Source organism: Prosthecobacter sp. (assembly GCF_044232965.1).
Taxonomy (GTDB): Bacteria; Verrucomicrobiota; Verrucomicrobiia; order Verrucomicrobiales; family Verrucomicrobiaceae; genus Prosthecobacter.
Genome location: NZ_JBIIKX010000001.1, coordinates 59824 through 77824, shown reverse-complemented (window position 1 = coordinate 77824; position 18001 = coordinate 59824). Strand labels below are relative to the sequence as shown.

The 18001-nt window shown below is 62.6% G+C and carries 13 protein-coding genes and 1 tRNA gene; 6 read left to right on the top strand and 8 right to left on the bottom strand.

Going from position 1 to position 18001, the window contains the following annotated elements; genetic code table 11:
• Positions 1-23 precede the first annotated feature (23 nt).
• From ACILSI_RS00345 to ACILSI_RS00325, 5 genes are all read right to left on the bottom strand, one after another.
• The gene (locus tag ACILSI_RS00345) at positions 24-1181 is read right to left on the bottom strand and encodes a substrate-binding domain-containing protein (RefSeq protein WP_395719836.1); all 1158 of its coding nucleotides are present in this window, start codon (positions 1179-1181) and stop codon (positions 24-26) included.
• A gap of 4 nt (positions 1182-1185) precedes the next feature.
• Positions 1186-2139, bottom strand: coding sequence for an FAD:protein FMN transferase (locus ACILSI_RS00340; RefSeq protein ID WP_395719835.1), 954 nt, complete (start codon positions 2137-2139; stop codon positions 1186-1188).
• 96 nt (positions 2140-2235) lie between these two features.
• Positions 2236-2640: a hypothetical protein gene (locus ACILSI_RS00335; RefSeq protein WP_395719834.1), complete on the bottom strand. Its 405-nt coding sequence runs from the start codon at positions 2638-2640 to the stop codon at positions 2236-2238.
• Positions 2641-2657: 17 nt separating this feature from the next.
• On the bottom strand, positions 2658-3317 hold the full coding sequence (locus tag ACILSI_RS00330; protein ID WP_395719833.1) for a GTP-binding protein: 660 nt from the start codon (positions 3315-3317) through the stop codon (positions 2658-2660).
• Between the two features lie 25 nt (positions 3318-3342).
• Positions 3343-5970, bottom strand: a complete 2628-nt coding sequence (locus ACILSI_RS00325) for a hypothetical protein (protein WP_395719832.1) — start codon at positions 5968-5970, stop codon at positions 3343-3345.
• Between the two features lie 457 nt (positions 5971-6427).
• Here ACILSI_RS00325 and ACILSI_RS00320 point away from each other — a divergent pair.
• The 4 genes from ACILSI_RS00320 to ACILSI_RS00305 all read left to right on the top strand — a co-directional run bounded on the left by ACILSI_RS00320 (position 6428) and on the right by ACILSI_RS00305 (position 10664).
• Positions 6428-6502 (top strand) — tRNA-Glu (locus ACILSI_RS00320).
• A gap of 78 nt (positions 6503-6580) precedes the next feature.
• Positions 6581-7525 (top strand): GDP-L-fucose synthase family protein, encoded by a 945-nt coding sequence (locus tag ACILSI_RS00315; RefSeq protein ID WP_395719831.1) that lies wholly within the window; start codon positions 6581-6583, stop codon positions 7523-7525.
• 56 nt (positions 7526-7581) lie between these two features.
• The gene (locus ACILSI_RS00310; RefSeq protein WP_395719830.1) at positions 7582-8865 is read left to right on the top strand and encodes a class I SAM-dependent methyltransferase; all 1284 of its coding nucleotides are present in this window, start codon (positions 7582-7584) and stop codon (positions 8863-8865) included.
• Positions 8866-8900: 35 nt separating this feature from the next.
• The gene (locus ACILSI_RS00305; RefSeq protein WP_395719829.1) at positions 8901-10664 is read left to right on the top strand and encodes an ABC transporter ATP-binding protein; all 1764 of its coding nucleotides are present in this window, start codon (positions 8901-8903) and stop codon (positions 10662-10664) included.
• Between the two features lie 143 nt (positions 10665-10807).
• Here the strand turns inward: ACILSI_RS00305 and ACILSI_RS00300 are convergent, their stop codons facing one another.
• Positions 10808-13636: an AAA family ATPase gene (locus tag ACILSI_RS00300; RefSeq protein WP_395719828.1), complete on the bottom strand. Its 2829-nt coding sequence runs from the start codon at positions 13634-13636 to the stop codon at positions 10808-10810.
• An 80-nt stretch (positions 13637-13716) separates the two neighbouring features.
• Here ACILSI_RS00300 and ACILSI_RS00295 point away from each other — a divergent pair, with 80 nt between their 5' ends.
• Both ACILSI_RS00295 and ACILSI_RS00290 read left to right on the top strand, forming a co-directional pair.
• Positions 13717-13947 (top strand): type II toxin-antitoxin system Phd/YefM family antitoxin, encoded by a 231-nt coding sequence (locus tag ACILSI_RS00295; RefSeq protein ID WP_395719827.1) that lies wholly within the window; start codon positions 13717-13719, stop codon positions 13945-13947.
• Complete coding sequence (locus tag ACILSI_RS00290) at positions 13944-14372, top strand: type II toxin-antitoxin system VapC family toxin (protein WP_395719826.1); 429 nt, start codon at positions 13944-13946, stop codon at positions 14370-14372. Before ACILSI_RS00295 ends, ACILSI_RS00290 begins: the two co-directional genes overlap by 4 nt.
• Before the next feature lie 9 nt (positions 14373-14381).
• Here ACILSI_RS00290 and ACILSI_RS00285 read toward each other — a convergent pair whose 3' ends face one another.
• Positions 14382-15596: an exonuclease SbcCD subunit D C-terminal domain-containing protein gene (locus tag ACILSI_RS00285; protein ID WP_395719825.1), complete on the bottom strand. Its 1215-nt coding sequence runs from the start codon at positions 15594-15596 to the stop codon at positions 14382-14384.
• 74 nt (positions 15597-15670) lie between these two features.
• Complete coding sequence (locus tag ACILSI_RS00280) at positions 15671-17983, bottom strand: PSD1 and planctomycete cytochrome C domain-containing protein (RefSeq protein ID WP_395719824.1); 2313 nt, start codon at positions 17981-17983, stop codon at positions 15671-15673.
• Positions 17984-18001: the final 18 nt, after the last annotated feature.

Genomic DNA, 18001 nt, shown 5'->3' with positions numbered 1-18001 from the left:
ATGACGGCGGGGCGCTGGAGCCCTCACACTGCCCGTCGTTTCCGAAACTCCCCCGGCGTCACACCGCTCCTTTTGCGAAAGGCCTCGGCCATATACTGCGGATGGGTGAAGCCGCAGCGGGCGGCGATGGCGTCAAGCGTGAGGTCGGTTTGAGTGAGGAGTTTCTCCACGGCGGCGAAGCGGAGGCGGTTGATCTCCTCGCCAGGACTGCGGCCGATGAGGGCTTTCATGCGGCGTTCGAGGACGCTGCGTGACAAGGCCACTTCACGGGCGACGCGTGTGACATCAAGGTTTTCGGTGGCATGCTGGCGGATGAAACGCAGCGCGGAGGCAATGCGCGGGTCTTCCACGGCGACGATGTCGCTGGACTGGCGCACGACGATGTCGCCAGGCAGGTGCAGGTGTTTTTCGCCGGGCTTGGGGATGCGTTTGCGCTGCATCCATTCGTCCAGGAGGCGGGCGGCCGCGTAACCGACGATCTGGCCGCGCAGTCGCAGGCTGGAGAGCGGCGGGGAGGCGGTTTCGCAGAGCATGTTGTCATTCTCCGCGCCGACGACGGCGAGTTCTTCCGGCACGGCGATGCCAGCACGACGCGCGGCATCGAGCACCCAGAAGCCGAGCTGGTCGTTCACGGCAAAAACACCGGCAGGCTTTGGCAGCTTGAGCAACCAAGCGACGAGATCGCGCTGATGCTGCTCCCAGTTGGAGCGCTCGGATTGGAACACGGGGCACTCAAAGCCAGCGTCACAAACGGCGCGGATGAAGCGGTCGCTGCGTTCGACGAAGAAGTTCTCCGAGGCGTCCTGCACACAGCCAAAGTGATGAAAGCCGCGATTGCGGAAGTGCTCGGCCACTCGGACGCCGATGACGCTGTTGTCCATGCCCACGAAGGGGAAAGGGTGCTTCAACACGGACGTGCGCAGCTCGACGACGGGCAGTTTGGTGGCCTTGAGCTGCCGCAGCATCGTCTCATCGACGGTGCGGGAGAGGATGCCGTCGCCTCTCCATTTTTTGAGCCAGTCGGGGAAGGTGCTGCGCAGATCGCGCGGCTCCAGATACAAGGACCACGGCCCCTGCTCCGCCACATAGCGCCGGATGCCGCGCACGATGCCGCGCACGATGTCGCGCCCATAGGAGCGCGAGGTATCGACGAGAATGGCAACCTGGGGGATGTGGGACATGGCTTCAGGGCGTGGCGAATTTCACACTGACTCCCGGCAGCTTCGCAGCGGCCGCCATGCCTTTCTCGCGGCCCAGCACACACATCGCCGTGGCCATAGCATCGCTGGTGGTACAATCCGGGGCGATGACCGAGCAGGCAACGCGCTCGGTGAGGCCGAGGCCGGTCTGGGGCGAGATGATGTGAGAATAACGCAGGCCGTCGATCTCAATGAACTGATAAAGATCCCCGGAGGTGGAGACCGCGCAGTTTTTGAGGCGCACAGTTTCCATGGCCTCCTCCGCGTTTGGAGCGGGCTTGGTGAAGGTGCGCAGCTTGATCTCCCAGGCGTCCTGACCCGGCGGCGGATTACCGATGGCGATGTCGCCGCCTGCCATGACAAGAGCGCGAGCGATGTGGTGCTCACGCAGAATGCGCAAGCCTTCATCCGCCGCGTAACCTTTGGCGATGCCACCGAGGTCGAGGAGCATGCCGGTCTTGGTGAGCGTGATGGTTTTCGCCTTGGCATCGAGCTGAACGGCCTGCCAGTCCGTGGCGGCGAGCGCTTGTTGCAAGCGGTCCGCAGGCGGAAGTTTTTGGAGACGTTTGGCACGCCGCCAAAGCTTCGTGAGATTGCCGGAGGTGATGTCAAAAGCGCCCGCCGTGAGCTGTGAAATCTCCACGGAGCGTGAAACGAGGTCAAACAGCTCCGTGCTGGCCTTGAAAGGCTGACCTGGGGCGGAATTACACAGTTTCATCAGCTCGCTTTTCGGCTCGTAGTCGGAGAAGATCGCATTGAGGGCGGCGATGCGTTGAAAGACGGCATCGGCGGCGGTTTCGGCCTTCCCCTGGGATTCCGCATGCAGGGAGATGTGAAAGGTGGTGCCCATCAAGGGCGCGGAGAAGTCGAAACGCTGCTGAGCGTGAGCGCCCATGGCAAACACGAGCCAGACAAAGATTTCAAGGACGAGTCGCGGCATGGGCGGGGTGAAAACAATTGAGCGAGTGGTATCGACGAAAAACCCGGCCTTGAAAAGACCGGGTTGCAGGACATCCACGACGCTGAACGAAAGGAATCACCAAGCCGGCTCGGCATGGAGAGCGGAGGAGATGTCGGGCAAAGGCGATGCCACAGGACGCACCCGTGTGGTGATCGATTTGGCGAGGCGCTGGCAAGCCCCCCGAATGGCGGGCATCACATCGGCGCTTTGACAGCGCACGAGAAGCACGCGGCGCTGCGGGAGTCCGAGCAGGTAAATGACACCTCCGTCATGCTGTTGAACCACTTCCAAACAGTCGCCGCTGCCTGAACGGCGTCCGAGTTCGGAGGCTGCGGAGAGGGTGGCGTGGGCCAACACCAGGATGGCTGCGGTTGGCGGCTCAGCATCCCCCGCACAGTCAAGCAGCCGACCCGAGTCATCGGTGATGGCGGCTTGGTGCACACCCGGCAGAGCGGACAGGGACTGAAGTGCAAAATTCATGGATAAAGGAGAGCTAATCACGCCGCCAGCGCATGCGTGGGGACTTCACAAGAACCAACGCCCTCCCCATGCTCGGATGGAGGCGCGTTGCGAAGACGGAACTGATGGAGAACCGCCTGGGAGATGGCGTTGAGGGTGGCCAGGACGTTGCGCCCGCTGTGCGCGTCAGATTCAAAACTGATGAACGGAACCGGGCGGTTGTTGAAGAGGTATTCGAGGTATTCGACGGGCGCGGCATTCGGCAGGTCGCGCTTGTTGTATTGCAGGACGATGGGCAGGCGGTCGAGCGAGCTGCCATTCATGCGCAGATTGGCTTCCAGGCTCTGAAGGGACTGCAAGTTGTCGCGCTGGCGGTCCATCTGTGAGTCGGCCACGAAGACGACACCGTCGGCCTGCTTCAACACGAGCTGGAGCGTGGCGTTGTAGGTGATCTGGCCGGGTACCGTGTAAAGATGGAAGGCGGTCTTGTAGCCGGGGAGCGCGTCGGCCTCGATGGCGAGAAAGTCGAAGAACAGCGTGCGATCCTGGGCGTTGGAGAGTGAGACGAGGTCACTGCAGCCCTTGGGGTCGAGCTTGGCGTGGATCTGCTGCAGATTGGTGGTTTTGCCGCTGAGCGGGGTGCCGCAATAGACGATCTTGAAGCTGACGGTGTGGTCGTCGTGATTGATGCTGGGCATGGCGGCGTGGGTTGGAACGGCCTGATCAGCCAAGCATGCGGGCGAGTTCGCGCGCGATGAGGGTGATTTTGTCCCTCAGGCCGGTGGAGGGCTCGTGTTCGTGCAGCACGGCAACCGTCGTGGTGCCGGGGAAACAGAAAGTGAGCAGCCGGCCGCCTGCGTTGAGCGTGAAGGTTTCCGCCCCTTCAATGCCAATCAGCGGAGCCAGCCCACGCAACTGGCGGGCGATGTCAGGAGCCTGACGCTGAAATTCGGCGGCATCAGGCTTTGACGAATCAGCGTGGCTGAGAACATGCGCTCCATGCAGACAGACGCAGGCGCTGAGGCCGCTTTGCGTGGCCAGCAGCTCAACCACTCGCGGAGCCGAAAGATGTTCTTCGGTGCCAAGCAAAGCGCGGAGCAGCAATTGGTCGGTCTGCGTGTCGAGCGGGGCGAGGCCGAGGAATGAATGTTTCACCGCCGCCATTTGGCTCGGGGCTGCGGCCGCCGCAGGCTGAACAGGCACGGGCCTCGGCTCCATCACCGGCTGGGGCTGTGCCGCAGGTTCGGAGAAGAGAGGCACGCTCGGAGCCTGCGTGCTAAACAGACCGCACGACGCTGACGGCGGTGCCTGAGGTGGCGCGGGAGCCGCTTCCTCTATCTTCGGAGCAAAGGCGGACATCAGCGGCTTGAACTCAGGCGCAGGCGCGGCAAAAGGAGAACTGGTCGCAGGCTCTGCCGCCGGGGTCTGCCCCAGCAACTGGGCGCTGCTAAAGCCTGAGTCCGCAGGAGCCTTTGCCGCCATCGAGTTGGTGGAAGCGAAGGGATCGAATGGCTTCGCCGCCGCAGACAGCGGCCCGGTGGGCTGCATGGCAGGCTGGCTGGCAAAAGGAGAAGACGCAGGCGGCGAGCCAAAGGTCTGGAACAGTGGCGAAGCGGGCGGCGAGGCCGGAGCAGGAGCAAACAAGGAGGGAGCAGGCTGCTGCGGTGCCACAGGCTCCGGCGCGGGCTGACCAAAGATCGATGGCGCAGACGCGGGAGCTTCCGACGGCTGACTTTTGGCGAATGGATTGAGCGACGCCCCGAATTTGGGAGCAAAGGGCTGGCTCGGCACTGGGAGCGCCTTGTTCTCAGCAGGAGCAAAAAGAGGCGACGGACTTGGCTGCGGAGATGAAAACGAGGCAGGGGCAGGTGCATCCGCACGGTTCACTTGACCGGCTGGCGAACCTGGCTGGATGACGAAAGGATTGGCGGCTGGTGTGCGCTGTGCCGCAGCGGGTGCGGGTGCTGCTCCGCCTCCAAAAACCGGGGCCGCAGTTGAGGCGCTCGTGAGCGCATGAAAGACCTCGTTTTGAGGCAGCCGAACCTGAAAATCGCGCTTGGCAGAAGTGAGCGTGTTGCGGAAACCCACATCAGACAATCCGTCAATGAGGACTCCGAGTTCGACCATGACCTGTCCCGAGGACAGTTGTGCGCTCAAAACGCTGGCAGGGAGATTTGTGGCAATCCATTCAGGCACCATCGCGGGATTGAAGCCGAGTTCCTCAAGGCTGTAGCCGTTCAGAACGGCGGCAAAGCCGAGTTTCGCCATGCCGCCTGACGACGAAGGCATCTGCGGCGACGCAAAAGCCTGGGCTGGAGCCGGAGGCTGAGCCGCTGGAGCGGTCTCCTTCATCGCAGTGGCAAACGGTGTGCCAAACGGCATTGCCGGGGCGACAGAAGGCGTGGATGCCTGTTCCTGTGATTTCGGCGTAAAAAGACCGGTGATGGACACGGGCTGCTCAACGGCCGCCGGACTGACAGTGGCAAAGGGCAGCGCACTACGACCTGAGACCTCTGCGGCTGGTGCTGGGGGCTGGGCGGCTGGGAAGACCGCCTGCGGCGGCATCCCAAAAGGAGAGCCACCCGGCGCATGAGCAAAAGCCATGGCTGAAGGCGCTTCAGCTTCTTGTTGTTGAGTGGCGGCGGCACCTATCGAAAAAGGACTTCCTGCTGGCTGTTGCGGTGCTTCGGCGCTGCGCAAAAACGGACTCGCCACAGGCATTTCCGCAGCCATGGCTCGTGCCATCTCCGGCGGAGCCTCGGGCTGCGCGGCCGCTGCAAACGGACTCATGGGAAACCGGGCTGGCGCGGCAGAGGCGGGTGGTGCCGCTTGAAATGACGCGGCTTCCGCAGGAGCAGCACCTGGTGAGGGCGCCATTGAGAAAGGTGAAGGCGACGCTGGCGGAGCGGACGAGGTGGAACTTCCCTGCCCTTCCCTGGCCTGGGCGATGAGGCCGGGCAGCTTGGCTGCTGGCAGCGGCACCACACGCGGATCCTGCGGGGAAATCGGCATTTGAAACAGGGCCGGGCAAACACGGTACAACTCAAACACCGGCAAAACCGGCTGTCCGCTGCGTAACGCGTTTTCCAAGAGCGCTGGCGGCAGCGCCAGCGGCTGCTCGGCGGGCAAAGCCCCTGCTCGCACCACATCGGGGGGCAAATGCCCGATCACATCCCCCACCGTCAACGGTGTGTTCGTGGGCGTGGCTCCATTGATGCTGAAGGGCGACATGCCAGCACTGGAATTGATCGGCGGAGCTGCCACAGACTCGTTGCCCATGGTTTTAAACAATGGATTGCCGCCGATTTGAAACGGAGAATTTGAATTCGACGTGGGTAAAGTGGCTTGCATGGAATGAATGGGAGACCGGGATCCAGCCACGCCGGGATGAGCCATCGAAGAAGCCGGAGTGGCGTCACCACCGCTATCGTCAGAAGCGGCATCACGCTGAAACAGGCTTCGGAATGAAAAACTCATCGTCAGTGCAGGCAGACCGACCACAAAAGATAACAACTCATTCTAAAAAATCTAATTTTACACATATATTCTCAAAAAAGGCTTTTTATTAATTAGATGATCTTAAATATTGGCATTGCTCAGTTCAAGATTTTTCCTGCCTTTCTTCGATCATGTTTCGAGAACGCAGCCACATGGCCCAAACCGGAACTTTCTGTGTCTGTCGCCTCAATCGCTTCATTTCAGGCTGACTTGAGGCTGATAAAACGCATGCGAGAGAGCGATTTTCACTCCCGCTGAATTTTCCCTTGCGCAATCTCACATTGAACGCACTATCCCCGCCCGCTCAAACGACCCCTTCGTCTAGCGGTTAGGACACATCCCTTTCACGGATGCGACACGAGTTCGATTCTCGTAGGGGTCGCCACTTCTTCTCCAGCAAAGCTGGAAGCAAACAAGAAGCTCCTGCTGGACACCGGCAAACTCGACCGCTAAACGAAAAGCCATGTCTTCTCTCGGCGGCAAACTTTTCATCACCGGTCACAACGGTCTCGTCGGTCGCGCTTTGCTACGACACTACGCCACACAGCCACAGTGGCAGATCATCACCCGCACCAAGGCCGAGCTCGATCTGCGTGATCCACATGCCACCGACGCGTTTTTCGCCGCCGAGCGACCCGACTATGTGATCCTCGCCGCCGCCAAGGTCGGAGGCATCAAGGCCAGCTACACGCAGCCCGTCGATTTCCTGCTCGACAACCTGCAGATCCAAAACGCCGTCCTCTCCGCCGCGCATCGCTTCGATGTGAAGAAGCTGCTCTTCCTCGGCAGCACCTGCATCTATCCCAAGAACGCCGAGATGCCCATTCGCGAGGACAGTCTGCTCACCGGGCCGATGGAAAGCACCAACGAGCCGTATGGCGTCGCCAAGATCGCCGGCATCAAGCTCTGCCAGGGCTACCGCCATCAGCATGGCCGCGATTTCATCTGCGGCATGCCTGCGAATCTCTACGGCTCCTTTGACAACTTCGATCCCGAGCACTCGCACGTCCTGCCCTCGCTCATCCGCCGTTTTCACGAGGCCAAACTGCACAACACACCGAGCGTCACCCTCTGGGGCAGCGGCACGCCCACGCGCGAGTTCCTGTTCGTCGATGACCTCGCCGCCGCCTGCGCCTTCCTGCTCGAAAACTACAGCGGTGGTGACATCGTCAATATCGGTACCGGTCAGGAGATCAGCATTCGTGAGGCGGCGGAAATCATCCGCAGCATCATCGGTTACACTGGCGAGATCCGCTGGGACACCACGCAACCGGACGGCAATCCGCGCCGCCTGCTCGATGTCAGCCGCCTGGACAAGCTCGGCTGGAAGGCCAAAACTGATTTCCGCACCGGCGTGACGCAAACTTATCAATGGTTCCTCGACAACCGCGCCACCGCCCGCACCTGATCGCTGTGCGATGAAGTCCGGCTGGACACGCCAGCGCATCAATGCCAATTGACCGGATGGCAATTCAAGCCTTCCGACCTGTCCTCATCACCCGCAACACCTGCCGCATCTGCGGTTCGCGCAGTCTCACGCCCGTCGTCAGCCTCGGCGACCAGTTCATCGGCGGCGTCCTCGCCAGCGAGGACGGCAGCGCCCTCATCAAGCGCAAAGTCCCGCTCGACCTCGTGCGCTGCGACCCCTCCGTCGATGAAAATGCCTGTGGCCTCGTGCAGATGCGCCATTCCGTGCCGCCGAAGGTGCTCTACCACCGCTACTACTACGAGTCAGGCATCAATCAGTCCATGATCGACAACCTCACCGGCATCACCCAGCTCGTTGAGGAAACCGTCAAGCTTAAGGCCAAGGACATCGTGCTCGACATCGGTTGCAACGACGGCACGCTCCTCTCCAGCTACCAAACGCAGGGCCTCCGCCACATCGGCATCGACCCCTCCGATGTCGCGCTCAAAGCCCGCGCCAAAGGCTTTGAAGTCGTGAACGACTTCTTCACCGCCCGCGCCTTCAAAAGCGTTCACGCCACCGAAAAAGCCCGCGTTGTCACCAGCATCTCCATGTTCTACGACCTGGAGAACCCACACGCCTTCGTGCAGGACATCGCCGACGTGCTCGCCACCGACGGCATCTGGATTCTCGAGCAGAGCTACCTGCCAGCGATGCTCGACATCAACAGCTTCGACACCATCTGCCACGAGCACTTGGAATACTACTCGCTCGCCGTGCTGGAGCGCCTCTTTGGCGATCACGGCCTCGAAGTCATCGACGTGCATCTCAACGACGTGAACGGCGGCAGCTTCCGCCTCGTCGTTGCCAACGCCGGCCAGGTCAAACCATCCGCAGAAGCCGCAGCGCGTGTCCAAGACCTTCGCATCCGCGAATTCGAAATGGCGATCGACTCCGACGCGCCCTATGCCGTCTTCCGCGACAACATCGAGCGCATCCGCACCGACCTCACCGCCTTCCTCCAGAAGGCCAAAGCCGAAGGCAAAGTCGTCCACGGCTACGGTGCCTCCACCAAGGGCAGCACCACCTTGCAGTTCTGCAATGTCACGCCCGATCTCGTGCCCTTCATCGCCGACCGCAATCCCATCAAATGGGGCAGCTACACCATCGGCACGCACATCAAGATCATCTCCGAAGACGAATCTCGCGCCGCGAAGCCTGACTACTACCTCGTGCTTCCCTGGCACTTCATGCCCGAGTTCTTGAAGCGCGAGCAGGACTTCCTCGCCCGTGGCGGCAAATTCATCGTCCCGATGCCGCAGGTGCATCTCGTTGGTTGAATCGAAACCCGCGCTCACTCGTCTAGGTCACTCCCATGGACGACAAGCCCGAGCCAATGACGAATCGCAGCGCGCTGCGTCGCCTTCTCGCGTTCGCGCGCGGCCATTGGCGCATCGCTGCGCTGCAATTCACCCTCGCCATCGCCGGCACGAGCCTGATCTTCGTCTTTCCCGGCGTCGTGCGCTGGTTCATGGATGAAATCATCCCGCAGAAGCGCACGGATCTCATCTGGCAGGTCGGCGGTCTCGCCATCCTCACCTTCACCGTACGCGAAGGACTCTACTACTTCCGCACCCGGGTGAACTGCGCCTTCGACCAGCGTATGATCACCGACCTGCGCGGCCAGCTTCATCGCAAGGTCGAGCTTCTCCCGCTGCGCTGGTTCGATCATCAAAGCACCGGCGACATCCTCACCAAGCTCGCCGACGACGTGCCCGCAACGCAGCGCGTCATTCTCGAAGGCATCGAGCAGGGCCTCACCGCCCTGCTGCAAATCCTCATCACCGCTGTCGTCATGCTCGTGGCCGACACTAAGCTCGCCCTCATCGTCCTCGCTCCCACGCCGCTCATCGCCGCCGGTGGCTGGATCTACTCACGCTGGGTCTCCCCACGCGCCACCGCCGCGCGTGAGGCCACCAGCGCGCTCAATGCCACGCTGCACGACACGCTCACCGGCATCCGTCAAATCAAGAGCTACACCGCCGAGGACATGCGGCAGTGGAAATTCCTTGCCGCCAGTCATCGCCTCAAAGACAAACAAACGCGTCTCATGGCCGCGTGGGCGTTCTACGCGCCCTCCATGACCTTGCTCGGCAATCTCGGCCTCGTGCTGCTGCTCATGGCTGGTTCCTGGTGGTGCGTGCGTGGCAGCATGACGCCCGGCCAGTTGATGCAGTTCATCCTGCTCGTCGGTTTCCTCTACGAACCCATCGCCCGCCTCCACGGCGTCAATCAAACGCTCTTGAACGGCCTCGCCGCCGCCAAGCGCGTCTTCGCCATCCTCGACGATGAGACCGAGGAAGACCTGGATTCAGGTCAAACACTCACAAACATCCGTGGCGAGGTCGGATTCCACTCCGTCTCCTTTGCGTATCGCGAGGACAAGCCTGTGCTGCACGACATCACGCTCGCCGCGCACCGCCATCAAACCATCGCCATCGTCGGAGCCACCGGTTCGGGCAAAAGCACGCTCTTCCAGCTCCTCACCCGCTTCTACGATCCTCAAAGCGGCGTCATCACGCTTGATGGCATCCCGCTGAGCGACCTCAGCAAGCGCTCGCTGCGCCAGTCCCTCGCCTACGTCACACAGGAAGCCTTTCTCTTTGCCGGAACCGTGCGCGACAACCTCCTGCTCGGCAAACCCGATGCCACCGATGACGAACTCTGGTCCGCCTTGCGCGATGCCTGCGCCGAAGACTTCATCCGCCGCATTCCTGAAGGTCTGGACACCGAGGTCGGCGAGCGCGGCGTCCTCCTGAGCGGAGGCGAGCGCCAGCGCCTCGCCCTCGCCCGCGCCTTCCTCAAAAACGCCCCCGTGCTCCTCCTCGATGAAGCCACTTCCGCCGTCGATGTGAAATCCGAGCACCTCATTCAAGCCGCGCTGACGAAACTCCGCGCCAACCGCACCTCCATCGTCATCGCCCACCGCCTCAGTACCATCATCGAGGCCGACGTCATCCACGTCCTCCATCAAGGCCGAATCCTCGCCCACGGCACCCACGCCGAGCTCATGCAATCCTCCGCCTACTACCGCGAACTCACCGCCCTCGCCTTCACCCCAGGAGCGGGATCATCCTGATCCCTCCCCGATCCCGAAGGGATCAAAGAAGGTAGCCAGGGGTAAACTCGCACAGCGAGTGCCACCCCTAGAACACACGAAGCCCCTTCCTCACCCAAGGTCGCATGTCGGAGGCATGCAAGCGGCGCCCTTCAGCCCAACGCTCACGCCACCACCTCGATCCGGCTCGTCCCCCCTGCCCCGCGCACCACCCGCACCTGCGTCGAAAGCCGCTCCTTGAGCAAATCCACATGCGAGATGAGCCCGATGGTCTTCCCGCCAGCTCGCAGATTCTCCAACGCACTCAGCGCCACCTCCAGCGTCTCCGAATCGAGCGTTCCAAAACCTTCATCAATGAAGAGCGAGTCAATCGGATGATGCCGGCTCGCCAGCTCGCTCAGCCCCAAAGCGAGCGCGAGACTCGCAAGAAAGCTCTCGCCACCCGACAAACTCTCCATCGGTCGATCCACGTTCGCTTGGTAAAGGTCCACGATGCGCAGATCCAGCTCATCACCATCCGCTGCCATCAGGCGATAACGCTCCGCCAGCACTTTGAGATGCTCGTTTGCCAGCCCGATGAGCTGCCGCAGCGTGAGCGATTGCGCAAAGCGCGAAAACTTCGCGCCATCCGCCGAGCCGATCAGCTCCTTCAACCTTCCCCAGCGCAGCGCCTCGGTCTCCGCCGTCTGCAACTCCGCTCCACCGGCCTCGCGACGCTTCTTCGCGTCGTCGTCGTTTTTAAGCTGCTGCTCGAGCGAGCCGAGTTCCGTGCGCTTCGTCGCAAACGCCTCGCCGAGCTGCTTCGTGATCGCTTCCAGTTCGCTCAAGGCGGCCGAGTTCAGCACGCTCTGCCCTTCGAAAGGCTTCCGACGCGTCTCAAGCTGCTCCAGCTTCGCCAACGTGGCCGCGAGTTGCGTTTGCAGCGCATTCAGCTTCGTCTCCGCGTCACGCAGAGCCTTCTCCGCCGATGAAGCGCGACCTTCATGCTCCTGCCGATCCTCCGCCAGCGTCTTTCCACCGAGCAGTTCGTTCAACTGCCCCTTCAACGCATCCGCCTTCGTGCGCAGCGAGACGCCCTCGGCCTTCAATTCATCGAGCCGCTTCGTTTTCGCCACCTCATCCGCCTTCGCGAGCTGCACATCCCCTTCGAGCTTCTGCCGCTCGCTGCGCTGCTGCGCGGCTTCCTGCTGTTTCTTCGTGAAGGTGGCGACGCACTTTTCGAGGGCGTCGAGCTCACGCTCAGCATGGAGTGGCGACGATTCGTCGCCCAAAGCAGCCATGGCTGGCCGACGACTCGTCGGCACTCCATAAACGTCCGCGCGCTTCACCAGCTCTTCTGACTCCAGCACACCCACATCCGGCACCTCAATCTCTCCCAGTGCCTTCCTTACCTCCTCCGCCCGCTTCTTCTCCGCTCCGAACTCCGCGTCCATCTTCGCCAAATCACGCTCCAGCACCGTCAGCGCCCGCTGAGTCTGGTCGTGCTGTTTCTCCAAGCCCATCAGCAGCTTCCGCGCGGCTTGCAGTTGCGATTCGAAGCTCGTCTCGGCGCTCGCAAAGGGATGCTCCGTGGCACCACACAGCGGACAAGGCTCTCCAGCCTTCAAATCATGCCGATGCTCGTCAAAACCGGCCATCAGCTCGGACTTCCGCACGATCTCGCGCTGCACCTCTATCTTCTCCGTGAGCCGCTTTTGCTCGTCGCGATCCTTCTCCGCCTTCGCGAGACCTTCAGCGGCTTTTTTCGTCCAAACGGCCGTTTGAGCCTCCGAGTCGCTGAGTCGTTTGTTCAGCGTTTCCGCCTCCGCATGACGCTTCCGGCCCTCCGCCAGCTTTTCATGCGCCCCACGCCACTCACGCACCGCCACGCGCAGTTTCGGCAATTGCTCACCCAGCTCGGCATCGGCCGCGTGCTGCTTCAACCACGCTTCGAGCGCCTGCGCGGCCTCTTGATGTGCGGCGAGAGCTTTTTCGGCGGCTTCACGCTTCGTCGCGGACTCCTTCTGCTCCTTCGCCCAGGTTTGATAGGTGGTGCGACTCTCCGCGAGCTGCTTTTCGAACTGCTCGCTCTGTGCCGCGAGGCCCGCCGCCTGCTCCCACACCGGCTCCCGCTTCGTGCGCAGCGTCTTCGCCTCGTCCGCGATGCCATTCGCCTTCGAAACCTCCGCCACGGCGGCTGATTGCGAGCTTTGGAGCTGCTTCACGCCTTCACCGAGCTTCGTGATCTCCGCGACGATGGTCGCGTGCTCGCGTTGCGCGTGAAGTTGCTGTGTCGCGTCCTGGCTTTCACTTTGCAAACGCACCGCGCTGCTCTGCGCCTCGGCGAACGAGGTCTCCAGCCGTTGCCGCGCCTCGTCATCGAGCACCGACACCGCACCGAGCGCCGCTTTGAGCCGCTGCACCTGCTCGTCTTTGGCTTTGTAGGTCTCAAAGGCCAGCTTCGACAGCTCCGTGTAGATCTCCGTGCCCGTGATCTTCTCCAGCAGTTCCGCGCGCTCATTCGGCTTCGCCTTCAAAAAGGCCGCGAACTGCCCCTGCGCCAGCAGCACGGATCGCAAGAAGCGCTGCGCATCCAGCCCCGTGCGCTCCTCGATGAGGCGATCCATCTCCGCCGACTTCTCCGCGAGGATCTCGCCCGTCACCGCATTCGCCAGACGACGCTCCACGGGCTGCAGCTTGCCGTCCGCCTTGCCGCGGGCGCGACGCAGCCGCCAGGTAGCGCGGAGTTTTTCGCCCTTCGTTTCAAAGTCCACCTCCGCCAGGCACTCCGCCGTGTGGCGGCTCATCATCTCATCCGCCTTGTCATTGCCATAACGCGCCGCCCGGCCATACAGCGCCAGCGTCATCGCATCCAGCAGCGTCGATTTCCCCGCGCCCGTCGGCCCCGTGATGAGAAATACCCCCGCCGCGCTCAACGCTCCCTCATCAAACCGCACCTCATGCGCCCCGCTGAGCGAGTTGAGGTTTTGGAGGCGGACGGCGAGGAGGCGCATGGGGACTCATCCATAGACGGCTCCTGAGGCGATGGAAATGGCAGATTGCGAGGCAACACATCGGTCGTATTCTTGGCACCATGAAAACCGCCGCCATCAGCGAGCTTCCAAAGGTCTGGGCTGACGTTCTCCGCTGGGTCACTGCCGGAGAAGAAGTGCAGCTCACGGACAGCGACAAGACTGTCGCCAGAGTGCTACCGCCTGCGCCTGCCGCACCAGACTTCCTGGCTCGTGCCCAGGCGATCTGGGGTGAACAGGCCGAAGGGACGCCGCTGAGCGCACTCGTGGAGGAGGGGCGCGGAACGCGATGATCTATCTGGACACGGGTTGTCTGGTCAAACTCTACTACCCGGAGCCGGAAAGCGCGGCGGTGGTTCGTCGAGTCGCTGGCAGACCGGTGTTTTACACGCCGCTGCATGAGCTGGAGCTGACCAATGCGCTGAATCAAAAACGCTTTCACGGTCAGGCTACGGAGGATCAGGTGGCCGCTGCGCTGGGGCTGATTCAGGCGGACCTTGCTTCAGGCGTGCTCATGGCACCGGCCTCGGTCTGGCGGACGCATTTCCAATCTGCGGTGCAGCTATCCATGTCGCACACGCCGACGATTGGTTGTCGCTCGCTCGACATCCTTCACTGCGCGATCGCCGCAGATCTCCAGGCGGCAGAGTTCATCACCACCGACGGCAGACAGAGTCGTCTGGCGCAGGCGATGGGACTGAGCTGGTCGCCGTTGTAACACGAAGAATCATTCCGTCAGCTTCGCTTCCCTCAACGCCAGCAGCTCATCAAACACGGCGCTGAGTTCGTCGCTGGGGAGCTGCTTTTCCTGGAGGAGTTCGCGGAAGACGTCGCGGGGCTGGAGGTCGTGGAGGGCGGGACCGGTGAGTTGCCAGGGGGTGGCTGCAGTGGCGGGGAGGTCGGCGAGGACTTTTAAGACTTCGAAACGGCCTGCGGCGGCTTCGCGGACCTGGCGGTCGAGGTCGGGCTCGGGGGCGTCGAGCTTCACGGTGACCTCGGCCCAGGCTCCGGCTGGCACGCTTTGAAGATCGGCGGCCAGCGTGGCGCGGTTCACGGTGGAGCGGATGAGCTGGCGGGTGGTGGGGATCGGCAGATTCTGAATGACGATTCTTCTGTCCCCATTCTTCTGTCGATCCGGATCGGGTTTCGACAGGAGAATGGGGACAGAAGAATGGTTTTGAAGGTCGAGGATGACGACGGATTTCTTGTCCGCGGCCTCGGAGAAGCTCAGGAGGATGGGTGAGCCGCTGTAGCGGATGGTTTCGATGCCGGCGACTTTTTGCGGGCGATGCAGGTGGCCGAGGGCGGTGTAGTCGAAGCCGGAAAAGAGGTCCGCGCCGACGGCACCGAGGTTGCCGATGTGGATGTCGCGCTCGCTGTCGCTGGTGGTGGCACCGAGGACGGTGAGGTGGCCCATCGCGATGACGGGACGGCCTTGCGCGAGGTCGCGGCACGCGGCGAGCTGCGCGGCGTAGTGGGCACGGATGGCGGCGCGGAGCTGCTCATGCACGGCGGTGATGGTTTCACCGGCGGTGGCCTGGCGGAGATCGCGCTCACGCAAAAAGGGCACGGCAGCCACGACGGCTCCGCCGAGATCGACGACATTGGTTTCGCCCGCATGGCCGAAGACATGCACGTCGAAGCGCTTCAGCAGCTCACGCGGGGCGTTGAGGTGGGAGGCGGAGTCGTGGTTGCCGCCGGTGATGACGGCCTGCACCGTTTTGAGGTCGGCGAGACGCTTCAAGAAGTCGAAGTAGAGCGCGACGGCATCCTGCGGCGGATTCGCGGCATCAAAGACATCGCCGCTGACGAGCAGGGCGTCGATTTTCTCGCTGCGCAGCGTTTCGAGAAGCCAGTCGAGAAACGCAGCATGCTCCGGCAAGCGGTCACGCTCGACGAGTCGAGCGCCGAGATGCCAGTCTGCGGTGTGGAGGATGCGCATGGGCGGTGCTTTAAACCGGGGACTGTGAGGTGAGAAGCGAGAAGTGGAGCGTGTTCTCGCCAGGACACGCGCTCTCAATCCACATAGCGCAGCTCATTGCTAACGAGCAGCGCCTGACAGAACGCGGCCCAGGCATCGCTGAGGCGTTGGTTGGCGTCGTTTTGCGCCGAGGCGAGCATGAGGTCGGTCTCGCGAAGGAAATCCTGGGCACGGCGCAGCTCGGTCTCGGTGGCATCGCGGGCGAGGGCCTGGCGATAGGCGAAGTGGACGCGGGCCGTGGTGTCTTCAGAGGCCTGCCGCACCTTGCTGGCGAAACGTTTCGACTGCCCGACGATGAAGGCGTTGTTCAGCATGTAGAGCGACTGCGTGGCGAGCGTGCTGGCATCACGCCTGCCGGTGATGGTGGTGGCGTCCGGCAGATTGAAGGGCGTGAGCTCGGGCGGCATGGAGTTCCGCAGCATGAGAAGGTACACACTGCGATGCTGGCTGGGCTGGTGCAGCGGCGGCAGCTCATTGATGAGCACGTCACGATGCTGGATGAGCGATCCCTGGGCGGGCTGCGGATTCAAATCCCCCGTGGCGGCGAGCATGGCATCGCGCACGGACTCGGCGTCGAGGCGGCGGCGGTTGTGACGGGCGTGCAGCAGATTGTCGGGATCAGCCTCGCGGAGTTTTTCGTCACACTGGCTGCTGAGCTGATACGCACGGCTGAGGACGATGCTGCGGATGAGGCGCTTGATGGACCAGCCCTCGCGCATGAACCGCGTGGCGAGGTGGTCGAGCAGTTCGGGATGCGTGGGTTGCTCGCCAGAGACACCGAAGTCATCCGGCGTGCGCACGAGCCCCTCGCCAAAGAGCTGCTGCCACACTCGGTTCACCATGACGCGGGCGGTGAGCGGATGCCGTGGGCTGGTGAGCCACTGCGCGAGTTGGAGGCGGCCGCTTTGCGTCATGTCCGGCAGCAGCGCGGCATCTATCGAGCCGCAGGCGCTGAGAAAGCCGCGTGGCACCTCAGGACCGAGCTTTTTCGACTCACCATCGATGTTGAGTTTGCAGTCGGTGACGGCCTTGGCCTCGCGCAGGCCCATGGCGAGCGGCGCATCGGCGGCGTATTTGAAGGAAGGCTTGGCGGGCGGGCGGTGCGGCGGATTCGCCTTGATGATCGGCTCAACCTCGAAACGCGGGATGACTTTGGCGGCGGATTGCAGCTCATGCAGCGGGGTCTGCGGCGCGGTGAGGCCCTGATGCGCGGCCGCGCCCCACATCGTCTCGCTGCTTTTGAAAATGCCGGCCAGCGCGTAGTAGTCGCGGGTCGGAATGGGGTCGGTTTTGTGGTCGTGGCAGCGGGCGCAGCCGACGCTGAGGCCCATGATGCCGCTGCCGATGACGTTGATCTGGTCGGCGACGACATCCATCTCGAAGTTGTCGTTCATCGCCTTCGCCGGCTTGGCGCCGAGCGCCAAGAGACCGGTGGCGACGAGCTGGCGGTCGCGCTGCGCGGGAGAATCAGCGGGCAGCAGATCACCGGCAAGCTGCTCGGTGATGAAGCGGTCATAGGGCATGTCCTCGTTGAAGGCGCGGATGACATAATCACGGTAACGCCAGGCGTGCGGGAAACTCGGATTACGACTGAGACCGTCGTTGCCGTTTGATTCGGCATAGCGGGCCACGTCCAGCCAGTGGCGGCCCCAGCGCTCGCCGAAATGTGGGCTGTTGAGGAGATGATCCACGACGCCGGGCAGATCTGACGAGTCCACCAAGCTGGACGGCGGTGGCAGGCCGACGAGGTCAAACGAGAGCCTGCGAATGAGCGTGCGCCAGTCCGCATCGGCGGTCGGTTGGTGGCCTTTTTGCTCGATCTTTGCCAGGATGAACGCATCCAGGCTCTCACGCGGCCAGTCGCGCTTTTTCACCACCGGCGGTGTCGGATTGGCAACCGGCAGGAGGGACCACAGCGGCTCCTGCGGGGCTTTTTTCATCTTGCCTGCCGTTTTCGGCACAACTTCGCGCGGATCGGGCGCGCCCATTTTTACCCAGGTGATGAAGTCGTTCACGACCTGCTCCGGCAGCTTCTTTTTGGGCGGCATTTCGAGGCCGTCATAACGCACGGCCTGGATGATGAGGCTTTCGTCAGGCTTGCCGGGAATCAACGACGGCCCCGACTCGCCGCCGACGATCATCTCTGAAGGCGCGTCGAGCAGGAGCTTGCCGCCGAGCTTCTTCGCCCCTTGTGAGTGGCATTCGTAGCACTGCTTCACGAGCACGGGACGGATCTTGCTCTCGAAGAACGCGCGCTGGTCCGGCGTCATGTCCGCTGCCGCCACAAGACCCGCCGACGCCACCAAGAAGGCGATGAAATGATGAAAACGTGAGGGCTGGCGGCTCATGGGCACCTGCCATTACGC